General features: G+C 45.7%; 12 protein-coding genes. 10 read left to right on the top strand and 2 right to left on the bottom strand.

From position 1 onward, the window contains the following. The first annotated feature begins 1 nt into the window (after position 1). The 10 genes from FTU50_RS05940 (at position 2) to galE (ending at position 11,612) form a co-directional block, all read left to right on the top strand. The gene (locus FTU50_RS05940) at positions 2 to 1,141 is read left to right on the top strand and encodes a hypothetical protein (RefSeq protein WP_180069623.1); all 1,140 of its coding nucleotides are present in this window, start codon (positions 2 to 4) and stop codon (positions 1,139 to 1,141) included. Next, positions 1,138 to 2,280: a glycosyltransferase family 4 protein gene (locus tag FTU50_RS05935; protein WP_180069620.1), complete on the top strand. Its 1,143-nt coding sequence runs from the start codon at positions 1,138 to 1,140 to the stop codon at positions 2,278 to 2,280. The genes FTU50_RS05940 and FTU50_RS05935 overlap by 4 nt, the downstream gene beginning before the upstream one ends. Then, entirely contained in the window at positions 2,281 to 2,889 is a 609-nt protein-coding gene (locus FTU50_RS05930) for a sugar transferase (protein ID WP_180069617.1), read from the top strand. It abuts the gene before it with no gap. Next, on the top strand, positions 2,882 to 3,538 hold the full coding sequence (locus tag FTU50_RS05925) for an acetyltransferase (RefSeq protein WP_180069614.1): 657 nt from the start codon (positions 2,882 to 2,884) through the stop codon (positions 3,536 to 3,538). Before FTU50_RS05930 ends, FTU50_RS05925 begins: the two co-directional genes overlap by 8 nt. Before the next feature lie 41 nt (positions 3,539 to 3,579). Next, the gene (locus FTU50_RS05920; protein WP_180069611.1) at positions 3,580 to 4,749 is read left to right on the top strand and encodes a DegT/DnrJ/EryC1/StrS aminotransferase family protein; all 1,170 of its coding nucleotides are present in this window, start codon (positions 3,580 to 3,582) and stop codon (positions 4,747 to 4,749) included. 140 nt (positions 4,750 to 4,889) lie between these two features. Beyond that, on the top strand, positions 4,890 to 6,764 hold the full coding sequence (locus FTU50_RS05915; protein ID WP_180069608.1) for a nucleoside-diphosphate sugar epimerase/dehydratase: 1,875 nt from the start codon (positions 4,890 to 4,892) through the stop codon (positions 6,762 to 6,764). Positions 6,765 to 6,788: 24 nt separating this feature from the next. Next, positions 6,789 to 7,664, top strand: coding sequence for a UTP--glucose-1-phosphate uridylyltransferase GalU (galU, locus tag FTU50_RS05910; protein ID WP_104490002.1), 876 nt, complete (start codon positions 6,789 to 6,791; stop codon positions 7,662 to 7,664). Positions 7,665 to 7,682: 18 nt separating this feature from the next. Beyond that, complete coding sequence (locus FTU50_RS05905; protein ID WP_180062661.1) at positions 7,683 to 8,939, top strand: nucleotide sugar dehydrogenase; 1,257 nt, start codon at positions 7,683 to 7,685, stop codon at positions 8,937 to 8,939. Then, positions 8,939 to 10,603 carry a glucose-6-phosphate isomerase gene (pgi, locus tag FTU50_RS05900; RefSeq protein ID WP_180062660.1) on the top strand — a complete coding sequence of 555 codons (1,665 nt, stop codon included), beginning with the start codon at positions 8,939 to 8,941 and terminating at the stop codon, positions 10,601 to 10,603. The genes FTU50_RS05905 and pgi overlap by 1 nt, the downstream gene beginning before the upstream one ends. Then, positions 10,596 to 11,612: a UDP-glucose 4-epimerase GalE gene (gene galE, locus FTU50_RS05895; RefSeq protein ID WP_180062659.1), complete on the top strand. Its 1,017-nt coding sequence runs from the start codon at positions 10,596 to 10,598 to the stop codon at positions 11,610 to 11,612. Before pgi ends, galE begins: the two co-directional genes overlap by 8 nt. 57 nt (positions 11,613 to 11,669) lie before the next feature. On the opposite strand, the gene FTU50_RS05890 is transcribed toward galE, so the two are convergent. After that, positions 11,670 to 13,040: a phosphomannomutase CpsG gene (locus FTU50_RS05890; RefSeq protein ID WP_180062658.1), complete on the bottom strand. Its 1,371-nt coding sequence runs from the start codon at positions 13,038 to 13,040 to the stop codon at positions 11,670 to 11,672. 57 nt (positions 13,041 to 13,097) lie between these two features. Continuing rightward, the gene (gene glmS / locus FTU50_RS05885; protein WP_075167635.1) at positions 13,098 to 14,936 is read right to left on the bottom strand and encodes a glutamine--fructose-6-phosphate transaminase (isomerizing); all 1,839 of its coding nucleotides are present in this window, start codon (positions 14,934 to 14,936) and stop codon (positions 13,098 to 13,100) included. Positions 14,937 to 14,947: the final 11 nt, after the last annotated feature.

The following is a 14,947-nucleotide window of genomic DNA, read 5'->3' as shown; positions in this document are numbered from 1 at the left end:
TATGTTAAGTATTGATTATTATCAAATAATGTTATTCGTAGTTATACTAATTTTAAGTTTTTTAATTATTTTTATTTCAGGTTGTAAGCAAAAAAAAGATATTGTTATTATTATCTCGCTTTTCTTTTGGCATACTTTTTTCTCAATATTTTATTATTTTTTTACACTATCGAATGCCGCTGATGCTGTGGTTTATTATCAGCGTTCGACAGAAGACGGCTTGACCTTTTATCCAGGGTCACCTTTTATTTATTATTTTTCTTCTCTTTTTTCTAAAGGAATAGATGCAAACTATCTAAATACAACTCTCTATTTTGGCTTTTTTGGTACTTTAGGGCTTGTTCTATTGTATCTTTCTCTTAAAAAAATTCTTACTAAAATTTCTTGGTATTGGGTATTTTTATTATTTATCCCATCTATGAGTTTTTGGAGTTCTGGCTTAGGTAAAGATTCTATTTCATTTTTTGCTGTCTGTTTGTTTTTATATACAATTACAACCAATAAAAAGCTATATATTTTCTTACCATTATCTTTTTTTGCGATGTTTATGGTACGGCCTCATATTGCACTGATGATGATAGTCTCATTTGTAATTTATTTTATTATTCGTTCTAGGGTTCATTTGTTGGTAAAGTTAATGACATTACCAATTATTTTTTCTGTTCTTATATTTTCTTCTGGTTTTGTTCAGCAATATGTAGGTTTAGAAGAAGCGTCACTTGATAGTGTTAGCGGTTATGTAGATGATCGTCAGAATTTTAACCAAGGGGGTGGCTCCTCTACAGATCTGCAGTCTATGAGTTACCCTATGCAAATGTTTACTTATATATTTAGGCCCTTGCCTTTCGATGCTCATAGTGCTTTAGCTTTATTTACCAGTATAGAAAATACGATATTATTGATACTATTTTTATATGTCTTATTTAAAAATAAATTTAGACTACATTCATTTATAGAGGGTAAAAATGCTTGGCTGTTAATTTATGCATTCTTAACTTGTAGTATGTTAGCAATTACGACAGCAAATTTAGGCATTGCAACACGACAAAAATGGATGTTTATGCCAATTTTAATCTACTTATTAGTTTATGCTTTTTATCAATATAAACAATCTCTGCGTATGGCTGGAGTTAAAAAATGAAATTCTTAATTATCTCCAGTTTTCTTCCCTCCGTACTTAACTTTCGTGGAAAACTGCTCGAAGCGATCCATCAGCAAGGCTATGAAATCCATATTATTTCCCCTGACTTGGCATTATTTGAAAATGAGCAGCAGAAGTTAGAGAGTTTAGGCTATTGTGTGCATGAAATACCTATGCAGCGTACAGGTACAAATCCAGTTGCAGACTTAAAAACATTGTTCGCAATGTATAGTCTTATAAAAAAAATAAAGCCTGATTATGTATTGTCTTATACCATTAAGCCTGTGATTTACGGTACATTAGCTGCGTGGTTAGCGAAAGTACCCCATCGTTTTGCACTGATTACAGGTTTAGGTTATGCCTTTCAAAATGTCGAACACGGCAGCAAGCGTAGTTTCTTCCAAAAAATAGTACATGGTTTATATCAACAAGCACTTTCACATAGCCATAAAGTCTTTTTCCAGAATCCTGATGATTTAAAACTTTTTCAAGATTTAACACTTTTGCAACCCAATTTGCCTACAGTGGTGGTGAATGGTTCAGGGGTGAATGTTACGGACTTTAATGTATTGCCTTTTCCTGTGAATACACAAAATAATCCTAAGCTTTCATTTTTACTTATTGCACGGCTGTTGGGTGATAAAGGTGTAAGAGAGTATGCAGAAGCAGCAAAGCTGATTAAACAACAGCATCCAGAAGTTGAATTCCATTTGGTGGGTTGGATTGATGAAAACCCTGCAGCAATTGAACAATCAGAGCTAGATACATGGATTGCTGATGCAAGACTTAAATACTGGGGTAAGCTTTCAGATGTACGACCAGCCATCGCACAAAGTTCGATCTATGTTTTACCTTCTTATAGAGAAGGAACACCACGTACAGTATTGGAAGCCATGGCAATGGGACGACCAATTATCACCACAGATGCTCCGGGTTGTCGTGAAACTGTAATTCAGGGCGAAAATGGCTTTTTAGTTGAAGTAAAATCTGTAACTAGTCTGGTTAATGCCATGCAAGAGTTTATAAATAATCCTGCACTTATTGAGCAAATGGGGCAACGATCCAGAGAAATTGCTTTAAATAAATATGATGTACATCAAGTAAACCGACATATGATGCAAGAAATGGGTTTAATATAAATGCTAAAACGCCTCCTCGATATTATTATTGCCTCCATTGCCCTGATTTTACTGTCACCCTTGTATTTTTATGTGGCACATAAGGTGAAAAAAAATCTAGGCTCACCCGTTTTATTCCGTCAGGTGCGCCCGGGTTTACACGGTAAACCATTTGAAATGATTAAATTTCGCAGTATGAAAGATGCAGTAGATGCGCAAGGCAACCCCTTACCAGACAGTGAGCGATTAACTCCTTTTGGCAAAATGCTGCGCTCTAGCAGTCTGGATGAAATGCCAGAACTCTGGAATGTCATTAAGGGCGATATGAGCATCGTCGGACCACGCCCACTACTCATGGAATACTTACCGTTATATAACCAAGAACAAGCCAAGCGCCATTTAGTCCGCCCAGGCATGACAGGGCATGCACAGGTCAATGGACGTAATGCCATAAGCTGGGAAGAAAAATTTAAACTTGATACCTGGTATGTCGAAAATCAATCAGTCTGGTTAGATTTTAAAATTATGCTAAAAACGGTGAAAAAAGTGCTCGCCAAAGATGACATTAATGAAGCGGGTGAAGCCACAATGACCAAATTTACGGGTAGCAAAGTAGACCATCATGACTGATCTCTATGCTGTTTATGGCGCATCGGGCTGCGGTCGTAGTCTAATGCCGGTTGCCAGAGCACAATTAAAACGCGCTGGTATAAAGGCTGAAATTGTCTTTATTGATGACGGCTTAAGTGCAGAAACCATAATCAATTCGCATCGAGCCATGAATTATGCGGCATTTAAAGCACACCCTGCGACTCAAAAACATGTATTAATTGCGATTGCCAATAGTCAAGTACGTGAAAAAATTTCAATACAACTTGAACAAGATGCAATTGAGCACTGGAGTGTTCAGGCAGATAATGTAGTGTTAATGGACAATATTGAGCTGGCTGCCGGCGCAGCGCTGAGCCCATTTGTCAGTATTACTTCAAACATCAAAATTGGTAAATGCTTTCATGCCAACTTATATAGTTATGTCGAGCATGACTGTGTGATTGGTGACTATGTCACTTTTGCTCCTGGTGTAAAATGTAATGGCAATATTCATATTCATGATCATGCCTATATTGGTACAGGTGCAGTCATTAAGCAGGGTACCCCAGACCAACCGCTAGTTATTGGTAAAGGAGCTGTGGTGGGTATGGGAGCTGTTGTCACAAAAAGCGTACCACCCGGTGTAACTGTTATTGGCAACCCAGCGCGTATACTTGAAAAGAAGTAGTTTTTTAATATTTAAAGAATCAGATTATTCTAGGATAAACCATGCTAAATACTGCCTTTGAACCATGGCCAAGCTTTACTCAACAGGAAGCAGATGCCGTATCTCAAGTATTGCTCTCGAACAAAGTAAATTACTGGACCGGGCAGGAATGTCGCGAATTTGAAAAAGAGTTTGCCCGCTTTGCAGGAACTGAATATGCAGTGGCACTGGCCAATGGTACAGTTGCACTGGATGTGGCCTTAAAAGCCCTGAATATTGGTGCAGGTGATGACGTGATTGTCACCTCGCGGACCTTTTTAGCGTCGGCAAGCTCCATTGTGACAGCAGGTGCCAACCCCATTTTTGCTGATGTAGAACTCGACTCACAAAATATTTCTGCCCGTACCATAGAAGCAGTCCTGACCCCAAATACCAAAGCGATTATTTGCGTGCATTTGGCGGGCTGGATGTGTGATATGGACCCGATTATGCAACTGGCGCAGGACAAAGGCCTGTATGTCATTGAAGACTGTGCACAGGCACATGGTGCCATGTACAAAGGCAAGCCTGCCGGATCAATTGGCCATATTGGTGCCTGGTCATTCTGTCAGGATAAGATTATGACTACCGGTGGCGAAGGTGGCATGGTCACCACCAATGATGAACAGCTCTGGAAAAAAATGTGGTCGTATAAAGACCATGGTAAAAATTACGACAGCATTTATAACAAACAGCATCCACCCGGGTTTCGCTGGTTACACGACTCTTTTGGCACCAACTGGCGCATGATGGAAATGCAAGCTGTGATTGGTCGACTGCAGTTACAGCGTATGCCAGAATGGACGCAAAAACGGACTGAATATGCCCAACGTATTTTGAAGGTATTTCAGGACAGTCCGTATTTTAGCGTGCATTACCCGAACAGTGATTATGTCCATGCCAACTATAAGTGCTATGTACAGGTCAATACAGCGCAGTTGCCAGAAGGTTGGTCACGTGACCGGATTATGGCCGAAATCAATGCACTGGGTGTACCTTGCTTTAGCGGTTCCTGTTCAGAAGTGTATTTAGAACATGCATTCGATGGTACGCCATGGCGACCCGCCCAGCGTCTAGCCAATGCCCAGCAACTGGGTGAAAGCAGCCTGATGTTCCTGGTGCATCCAACCTTATCGGAAGATAATATTCGCACAACCGAACAGGCGATTGCCCAGGTGATTCAGCGTATCTAATTTAATATGCGCTACAATAATGTCATATAAAAAATGCATCAACTGATGCATTTTACAAACTGAGTTTAATTTGCAGTTTAATCATTCCAATATTAATAATTGAACTGAGCTGTACTATTCCTATTGAGAAGACACATCAAGTGAAATCCGTCATCCTACCTCTTGTCGAATCCCCCCGTGCTGCCAAACTGGCTTTCCTGGTCATTTTGGATTTCTGTGTATTTCCAGTGCTGATCTGGCTGTGTTATGCCATTCGTCAGTTTGACCTTGGTGCAGAGGTGGTGCCGAATATTCCGTTTGGTTCACTGTGGGTCAGTGCAATTGCGGTTATCCTGCTGTTTGTGTTCGGGGTGTATCGCTTTATTGTGCGTACTTACAATGAAGTGTTTATGGTCAAACTGGGTCTGGCAACTTTCCTGGCGGTGGCTGGGCTCTATGCCTTGGCCTATTTAACAGATGCTTTTATTCCAACCTCAATTCCACTGATGTTCGGCTTTATGATGTTCGCCTGGGTATGGTTTAGCCGTGGGTTCATCCGTTTTATTGTCCGTTCTTATGTACAGGCGGGTATCCCGAAAAAACGCATCGCGATTTATGGGGCAGGCAATGCCGGTCAGCAGGTCGCCGCGACCTTAAACCGCTCTAATGAACATTTACCCATTTTCTTTATTGATGATAATCCATCTTTGAGTGGACAGAATATTGGCGGTATTGATGTCTATCTGCCGGAAACAGCACTTAAATGTTTTGCCAAATTGCGGATTGATGAAATCCTGATTGCGCTGCCTTCTGTGGGGCGTAGCCGCAAAAGTGAAATTGTCAAATTTCTGGAACCGGCACATTTAAAAATTACTGAAATTCCGGGCCTGACCAAACTGGTGGATGGTGAAATTCGCGTCTCCGATATTCAGGAAGTTGATATTATTGACTTGCTGGGTCGTGATCCGGTGCCGCCTGTGGCAGAGCTGCTGGAAAAAAATATTAAAGATAAAGTGGTGATGGTCACAGGTGCCGGTGGTTCAATTGGTTCCGAATTATGCCGCCAGATTATTAAAAACCAGCCGCAGAAACTGGTGATTTATGAGCTGACCGAATTTGCCCTGTATAGCATTGATAAAGAACTGCGACTGGCGTCCAATGTCGAAATTATTCCGATTCTGGGTACAGTCCTGGATCAGGCCAAACTGGAACGGATTATTGAACAGTATGCGGTGCAGACGGTCTATCATGCGGCGGCGTATAAGCATGTGCCGCTGGTGGAATGTAACCCGATTGCTGGCCTGAAAAATAATGCAATTGGTACCGCTTTTAGTTTAAATGCAGCCGTCAAAAATGGCGTTGAAACCTTTGTGCTGATTTCAACCGATAAAGCCGTACGTCCGACCAATGTCATGGGCGCATCAAAACGTATGGCCGAGCTGTATTGTCAGGCTATGGCAGAAGCGCAGGATCAGACCCAGATCAGTATTGTGCGTTTTGGTAATGTGCTCGGTTCATCCGGTTCTGTGGTGCCGCTATTTAAACAGCAGATTGCCAAGGGTGGCCCGATTACTGTGACCCATCCGGATGTGACCCGTTTCTTTATGACCATTCCCGAAGCTTCACAGCTGGTAATTCAGGCCGGTGCCTTGGGTCATGGTGGTGATGTGTTCCTGCTGGATATGGGCGAGCCGGTACGGATTCAGGACCTAGCCCGTCAGATGATTGCGCTGAGTGGCCTGAAAGTCCGTGAAGCCGACAGTCAGGACGGCGATATTGAAATCCAGTACTCCGGTTTACGTCCTGGTGAAAAACTTTACGAAGAATTACTGATTGATGCCGATAATACCGAAGTGACGCAACACAGCCGGATTTTACGTTCTTATGAAAAAATGTATCCTCTGGATGAGTTATTGCAGGTCTTTGAACGCTTCAATGATTTAACTGCCGTGCAATCGGATATTGATTGGGCATTAAGCCAGCTGGAGCACTATGTTGATGGCTATCAGCGTGGTAAAGAAGTCAAAGTAAATTAAAATATTGAGATTAGGTCAAAGCAGATGATTAAGAAGGCGATTTTACCCGTTGCAGGTTTGGGTACCCGTTTTTTACCAGCCAGTAAATCTATTCCCAAAGAAATGGTGACGGTGGTCGATCGTCCAGCGATTGAATATGTGGTGCGTGAAGCGGTTGCTGCCGGTATTGAACAGATTATTCTGGTTACACATTCTTCCAAAGCGTCAATTGAAAACTACTTCGACCGTAACTTTGAGCTGGAAACCACATTAGAGCAGAAGCAAAAGTGGGATTTGCTAAAAGAAATTACCGAAATTTTACCGCCACAAGTTAGCGTGGTCAGTGTGCGTCAGCCACAGCCGCTGGGCCTGGGTCATGCGGTGCTGTGTGCCAAAGATATTGTCGGTGATGAGGCTTTTGCGGTATTACTGCCAGATGTGCTGGTGAAAGATCAGGCAGAAAAAAATGATCTGGCTTTAATGATTGAACGTTTTAATGCCACACAGGCGGCGCAGATTATGGTCGAGGCTGTGCCGGCGCATCTGGTCGATCAGTATGGCATTGTGGATGTTGCTGCTGCACCCGCAGAAGGTCAGAGTGCGGCCATGCAGGGGATTGTCGAGAAACCAGCGGTCGGTACTGCACCTTCTAATCTTTCCGTGATTGGGCGTTATGTATTGCCGGCCAAAATTATGCAGCTGTTGGCCACCACACCGAAAGGGGCCGGGAATGAAATCCAGCTGACCGATGCCATTGCCGCATTACAGCAGCTGGAAACAGTCGAAGCCTACCGGATGAAAGGCCAGACCTTTGATTGTGGCAGCAAACTCGGCTACTTAAAGGCGGTCTTGCATTATGGGGTGGACCATCCAAGTTTAGGCGCAGCATTTAAACAGTTGATTCAAGAACTAAAAGACTAATACGGGGCAGAGGTCAGCATGAAGGTTGCAGTTTTTGGTCGAACGCTTTATGCCGGGGTGATGGCGGCGCTGTTGGCAGAATGTGGGCACAAGGTCTACTGGTGTGACATTTTCCAGCAAGATAGCCCGGAAGCGCCTGATTTTCAGGATGAGGCGGTCAATCGCCTGCTGCAGCAGCAACATGCCCAAGGCTTTCTGCATTACTGTAGCCTGAAAGAGCTGGGTCTGGAGATTGATGTTTATCTGTTTAGCCTGAACCCGGCTGAAGAGCCACTACTGATTGAACTGTTGCAGCAGCTCCAGCAGCGCCCGATCATTCATCCGAAACTGATGATCAATGCCTCGACCCTCGGTCTGCAGGGGACGGCACGTCTGAAACAGCTACTGCCTGAAGATGACTGGGTGTATTTGCCGGATATGAGCCAGGAAGGCAATGCGCTAGCCAGTATTACCCAGGCGGAACAGTTGACTGTGGGCTGTATGAATCCGCAGGTACAGAGTAAAGTACAAGAGTTTTTACGTCCTTTATTCCCGCGCAAGCAGCAATACCTGTTTATGCCGGTGCTGGATGCGGAATTTACCAAGCTGAGTATTTCCGGCATGCTGGCGACCCGGATCAGTTATATCAATGACTTGGCTGTGGTGGCAGAAAAACTGGGCATTGATATTGAACATGTGCGCCAGGGCATGGCGGCTGATAGCCGGATTGGCGCGTCCTATATGTATCCGGGCGCCGGTTTTGGCGGAGAAAACTTCTCGCATGATGTCCTGACTTTGGCCAATACCGTTTCAACCACCGGGGTCAAAAGTCAGCTTTTAGCCCAGGTCTGGGAGATTAATGAGCAGCAAAAAGAACTGCTGTTTCGCAAACTGTGGAACTATTATCAGGGCGATTTAAAAGGCAAAACTATTGCCATCTGGGGTGCAGCCTTTAAGGAAAATACTTCACGCGTGCACCATTCGCCGATTCACGCCATGCTCAAGGCACTCTGGGCGCAAGGGCTCACGGTTAAATTACACGATCCGCAGGCCTTGCCGGAAATTCAGGCATTGTATGGCGAACGGGATGATCTGATCTTGTGTCAGGACCAGTATGAAGCTGTTAAAGGCAGCCATGCACTGTGTCTGTTAACCGCCTGGAAACATTACTGGAGTCCGGACTATAAAACCCTGCTCAACAGTATGCAGCATCCACTAATTTTAGATGGACGTAATATCTATGATCCGCAATTTGTCAAAGCGCAAGGCTTTGCCTATATGGGAGTAGGACGCTAATGAGCAGTTCAGCAGCGCTACATACGCGTGATTCACTGTTATTACAGTTACAGACTTTAAAAAATCAGTTTGAACAGCGCCATTTAACCGATTTATTTGCACAGGATGCGCAGCGTTTCGAGCACTTCTCCGTACGTTTAAAATCGCTGGTTTTTGATTATAGCAAGCAGCGTATTGATGCCGAGGTGCTGGCACAGCTGATACGCTTTGCTGAGGCACATGACTTATCGGGCTGGATCAACACCCTGTTTTCCACTGACCCGATTAACTATACCGAACAGCGTGCAGCCATGCATTGGGCGCTGCGTTTGCCGGAACAGGACAGTACTCATCCGGAACTGGCTGAGCAGGTGCAGACCCAGCTACAGCGAATGTATCAGCTGGTAGAAAAAATTCATGCCGGGCAGTGCCGCGGTGCCACCGGTGAAGTAATTCAGGATGTGGTCAATATCGGCGTTGGCGGTTCAGACTTGGGCCCTTTGATGGCCACTCAGGCGCTGTCCGATTTTAAACATTCAAGTGCCAAGCCGCTGAGCGTACATTTCGTTTCGACCATGGATGGCAGCCAGCTCTCGGATCTGCTGCACAAGCTGCGTCCGGAAACCACGCTGTTTATTATTTCCTCCAAGTCTTTTGGCACCATTGATACCTTGTCCAATGCACAAACCGTCCGTTTATGGCTGGAAAAAGCCTTGGGCAAACAGGCACGTGTATTACAGCATCATTTTGTTGGGGTCTCGACCAAGCCTGATAAAATGACCGCATGGGGCATTGCACCAGAAAACCAGTTCCTGCTGTGGGATTGGGTCGGTGGCCGTTATTCACTCTGGTCCTGTATCGGCTTGCCAATTGCACTGATTATTGGGGTGGAAGGTTTTAAAGCCTTTCTGGCCGGTGCCTACGCAGTGGATCAGCATTTCCAGACCGCACCCTTTGCACAGAATATTCCGGTGTTGATGGGCCTACTCGGGATCTGGAATAATAATTTTCTGGATATTCAGACCCATGCAGTTTTGCCCTATGATGGCCGCTTAAAATATTTTGCCTCTTATCTGCAGCAGCTGGAAATGGAATCGAATGGTAAATCGATTCAGCGCAGTGGCGAAGCAGTCGAACTAGATACCTGCCCAATTGTCTGGGGTGAAGTGGGGCCGAATGCCCAGCATGCGTTTTATCAGCTGCTGCATCAGGGTACACAGGCGGTCAGCTGTGATTTTATTGCCCCGGTCAAACGTTACAATGCTAACCAGTTTACCTATGCCGAAAGTGCAGAGGCGCTGGTCGAGCAGCATCATCTGGCGCTGTCTAACTGTCTGGCACAATCACGCTTACTGGCTTTTGGCAATCAGGCGCTGGATCAGGCCGAACTAGCCAGTCTGCCACCGTATAAGCAATATGCCGGTAATCAGCCGAGTTCAACTTTCCTGATTCAGGAACTGAATCCGTATAGCTTGGGGATGCTGATTGCCTTGTATGAGCATAAGGTCTTTGTCCAGTCGGTGATCTGGAATATTAACCCCTTTGATCAGTGGGGTGTGGAAAAGGGCAAGGAAATTGCCAATCAGCTGTTGCCAATTTTAAATGGCCAGCAGCAGGATGTATCGGCACTGGATGCTTCGACACAGGGTTTATTACATATTTTATTAGGAAAATCAGATGGCTAATATTCTGGTCACCGGTGGAGCCGGTTATATTGGTTCGCATACCTGTCTGGAGCTGCTCAATGCCGGGCATCAGGTGGTGGTGCTGGATAACTTATCGAACAGTTCGGCAGAATCATTACAACGGGTACAAGCTCTCACCCAGAAAAGTCTCCATTTTATTGAAGGGGATATTCGGGATGGTGCCGGTCTGGATCAGCTGTTCCAGCAGCACAAGATTGATGCGGTGATTCATTTTGCCGGTCTTAAAGCGGTGGGGGAAAGTCAGCACATTCCACTGGCTTATTTTGAGCATAATATTGCGGGTTCTATCAGTCTGGCCCAGGCGATGCAACGCGCAGGGGTGTTTAAACTGGTCTTTAGTTCCTCTGCAACGGTGTATGATGAAGCCAATACCTCTCCTTTAAATGAAGAAATGCCAACGGGGATGCCAAGCAACAATTATGGCTATACCAAACTGATTATTGAACAGTTATTGGAAAAACTGGCGATTGCAGATGAGCGCTGGTCAATTGCCTTATTGCGCTATTTTAACCCAGTCGGCGCACATAAAAGTGGTCAAATTGGCGAAGATCCGCAAGGGATTCCAAATAACCTGATGCCTTATGTGACCCAAGTAGCTGTCGGTCGTCGTGAAAAACTTTCAATCTTTGGTAGCGATTACGATACCGTCGATGGCACAGGCGTCCGCGATTATATCCATGTGGTGGACCTGGCCAATGCACACTTATGCGCACTGAATAACCGTTTAAATGCCCAGGGCTGTCGTGCCTGGAATATTGGAACCGGAAACGGGATTTCCGTGTTGCAGGTGAAAAATACCTTTGAACAGGTCAATGGGGTACAGATTCCATTTGAACTGGCACCGCGCCGGGCGGGCGATGTGGCAACCTCTTTTGCAGACAATCGGCGTGCTATTGCCGAGTTAGGCTGGCAACCACAGTATGGTCTGGAAGATATGCTGGCTGATAGCTGGAACTGGCAAAAACAGAATCCCAATGGCTATCGTTAAGTAGGTTCAGATCCTCGTACAATAAAAAAATGGAGCGTTGAGCTCCATTTTTTTATATTAAGCCTGAATCAAGCGGGTCAATTCATCGACATAGTCTTGCATTGGTTTGGGTTGCTGGTCACGGCGGCTTTCAATATTCAAACGCAATAACGGTTCGGTATTGGAAGCACGTACATTAAAACGCCAGGCACCAAAATCCAAACTGACGCCATCGGTCTGGTCAATGGCCGGGTTCTGATCGGCATAGTGCTCAAAAATCTTTTGAATGGTGGCTTGGGTGTCTGCCACTTTAAAATTAATTTCACCTGAACATGGGAACTTGGCAATCATCTCTTCAACCAGACTCGATAAGGATTGACCGGTTTCAGACAGCACCGCAATCCCCAGTAACCATGGAATCATGCCGCTATCACAATAGGCAAAGTCACGGAAATAGTGGTGGGCACTCATTTCTCCGCCATAAACCGCGTTGTGCTCACGCATCACATCTTTAATAAAGGCATGCCCAGATTTAGACTGAATCGCTTCCCCCTGATACTGTTCCACCACATCAAAAGTGTTCCAGACCAGTCGCGGATCATGCACAATTTTTTCACCGGACTGTTTCAACAAGAAGGCTTGGGCTAACAGCCCCACAATGTAATAGCCTTCAATAAACTGACCTTTTTCATCAAACAGGAAGCAGCGGTCAAAGTCGCCATCCCAGGCAATGCCCAGATCTGCACTGTGTGCCAGTACTGCCTCGCGGGTGCTGTCGCGGTTTTCTACCAGAATCGGGTTCGGAATCCCATTCGGGAACGTGCCATCGGCTTCATGGTGAATTTTGACAAACTCCACCGGAACATTCAGGGCCTTGAATTTGTCTTCAATCGCATCAATGACATGACCTGCAGCACCATTGCCGGCATTCACCACCAGCTTCATTGGGCGAATCTTGGCTGGATCAATATAGGTCATCAGATGATCTACAAATTCCGGCAAAATATTGTAGGACTGTGTGGTTCCTTTGGCTGTAACTTCGGTAAATGTACCAGCTTCTGCTAAGGCCTGAATTTCTTTTAAGCCAGTATCGGCACTGATGGGACGGGCATTCTCGCGCACCAGTTTCATGCCGTTATAGTCCATCGGGTTGTGACTGGCAGTGATTTCAATCCCGCCCTGGACATCCAGATGGAAAGCGGCAAAATAGACTTCTTCGGTGCCAGTCATACCCAGATCAAGGACATTTACACCTGCATCATTCAGGCCTTGGATGGTGGCCTGTTTTAAGTCTTCACTGCTTAAACGGATATCGCAGCCAATCGCCACAGTTGTTGGCTGGTAAATCTGGCCATAGGCACGGCCTATTTTATAGGCAATCTCTTCGTTCAGCTCGCTGCCCAGTTTGCCGCGAATATCGTAAGCTTTAAAGCAAGTCAGTTGGGTCATTATTTGTTCTCCATGCAGAAGAAAAAAGGCCGGTGAACCAGCCTTTTTCTGTTTTGCTTATTCTACCGTCACCGATTTGGCCAGGTTACGTGGCTGATCCACATCGGTACCGCGCAGTACCGCGACATGATAGGACAGCAGCTGGACCGGAATACTGTAGACAATTGGCGCCAGCACCGCACTGATTGATGGAATATGTACCACATGCTGACGCTCTTTGGTTTTAATGCCGCTGTGCTCATCAGCAAAGACAAACAGCTCACCACCACGGGCCTGTACTTCTTCCATATTGGATTTCAGTTTATCCAGCATGTCATCTTTTGGTGCCAGAATCACCACCGGCATTTCATTATCGACCAGAGCTAGCGGACCATGTTTCAGCTCACCGGCGGCATAACCTTCGGCATGAATATAGGAAATTTCCTTCAGCTTCAGGGCACCTTCAAGCGCAATCGGGAACTGGGTGCCACGGCCGAGGAACAGGCAGTGGTTCTTTTCCACAAACAGCTCGGATAAGTGCAGAATCGCCGGGTTATGTTGCAGGGTATCCAGAATCACTTTTGGCGTATGCCACAATTCCGCGATAATCTCGGTAACGGTCTTGTCTGCAATGCTCTGTTTGACCTGACCAATCTTCAGAATCAGCAGCATCAGCGCAGCCAGCTGCGTGGTAAAGGCTTTGGTTGATGCCACGCCAATTTCCGGACCAGCCAGGGTTAACAGGCTGTGATGGGTTTCGCGCACCATTGACGAGGTGGCTACGTTACAAATTGCCATAGTGCAAATGTTCAGCGCTTTGGCCGCAGCACGTTTTTGGGTATCGCGCAGTGCAGCCAAGGTATCGGCCGTTTCACCTGACTGGGAAATACAGATGTACAGGGTATTGTTAACAATCACCGGCGTACGATAGCGGTATTCGCTGGCAATTTCGACCTGACACGGCACATCAATCAGCTGTTCAAACCAGTACTTGGCAATCATGCCAGCATGGTAGCTGGTACCGCAGGCAATAATCTGCACTTGCTGGATGCTGGCGAAGTCCTGCTCGGCCTGGGCCAGAAAATCTTCACGCAGTGCATTGCCATTTAAGGCCTGAGAAATGGTTTGCTGAATCGCTTCTGGCTGCTCATAAATCTCTTTAAGCATGTAGTGCTTGTATTCACCTTTAGAGGCATTGCTGACCGTCGCATCCAGCTCTTTCACCGGACGATTCACCAGCTGACCATCCACAAAAACTTCGATGGTTTCACGGGTTAAACGGGCAATATCGCCTTCTTCCAGATAAATAAAGCGGTTGGTAATTGGCAACAAAGCCAGCTGGTCCGAGCTGATAAAGTTCTCGCCAATCCCGACGCCAATTACCAGTGGTGAACCTTCACGAACCGTGATCAGCTCATCCGGATGATCGGTATGGATAATACCGAGTGCATAGGCACCTTTGAGCTGTGGCACTACCTGTTTCACCGCTTCCAGTAAACTTGGGGTTGATTTCAGGGCATCATTGACCAGATGCGCAACCACTTCGGTATCGGTTTGTGAGGTAAACACATAGCCAAGCGCTTCCAGATCATCTTTGAGTTCCTGGAAGTTTTCAATAATTCCGTTATGCACCACCGCCACATTGCCTGAAATATGCGGATGGGCATTATTTTCAGTTGGCTTGCCATGAGTCGCCCAGCGTGTGTGTGCGATCCCCAATGAACCGGTTAATTCGGCTTCAATAACCGCCTGTTCCAGATTGGCCACTTTCCCGACACGACGTTCACGTAATACATGACCGCCATTGATTAGCGCCAGACCGGCAGAATCATAGCCACGGTATTCCAGACGCTTTAAGCCTTCAATCAGGATATTGCTAATATTACGTTCTGCAACGCCACCGACGATACCACACATAATCTTTTCCT

The organism is Acinetobacter sp. YH12112 (genome assembly GCF_013418945.1).
Lineage (GTDB): Bacteria > Pseudomonadota > Gammaproteobacteria > Pseudomonadales > Moraxellaceae > Acinetobacter > Acinetobacter indicus.
The sequence above is the reverse complement of the archived record's forward strand: the minus strand, read 5'-3'. Positions and strand labels throughout refer to the sequence as shown.

Bases quoted from the DNA above. Each gene is read 5' to 3' on its own strand.
- galU (WP_104490002.1), top strand. From the start codon at position 6,789: ATGATTAAGAAGGCGATTTTACCCGTTGCAGGTTTGGGTACCCGTTTT.
- FTU50_RS05940 (WP_180069623.1), top strand. From the start codon at position 2: ATGTTAAGTATTGATTATTATCAAATAATGTTATTCGTAGTTATACTA.
- FTU50_RS05925 (WP_180069614.1), top strand. From the start codon at position 2,882: ATGACTGATCTCTATGCTGTTTATGGCGCATCGGGCTGCGGTCGTAGT.
- glmS (WP_075167635.1), bottom strand. From the start codon at position 14,936: ATGTGTGGTATCGTCGGTGGCGTTGCAGAACGTAATATTAGCAATATC.
- FTU50_RS05930 (WP_180069617.1), top strand. From the start codon at position 2,281: ATGCTAAAACGCCTCCTCGATATTATTATTGCCTCCATTGCCCTGATT.
- FTU50_RS05920 (WP_180069611.1), top strand. From the start codon at position 3,580: ATGCTAAATACTGCCTTTGAACCATGGCCAAGCTTTACTCAACAGGAA.
- FTU50_RS05890 (WP_180062658.1), bottom strand. From the start codon at position 13,040: ATGACCCAACTGACTTGCTTTAAAGCTTACGATATTCGCGGCAAACTG.
- galE (WP_180062659.1), top strand. From the start codon at position 10,596: ATGGCTAATATTCTGGTCACCGGTGGAGCCGGTTATATTGGTTCGCAT.
- pgi (WP_180062660.1), top strand. From the start codon at position 8,939: ATGAGCAGTTCAGCAGCGCTACATACGCGTGATTCACTGTTATTACAG.
- FTU50_RS05935 (WP_180069620.1), top strand. From the start codon at position 1,138: ATGAAATTCTTAATTATCTCCAGTTTTCTTCCCTCCGTACTTAACTTT.
- FTU50_RS05905 (WP_180062661.1), top strand. From the start codon at position 7,683: ATGAAGGTTGCAGTTTTTGGTCGAACGCTTTATGCCGGGGTGATGGCG.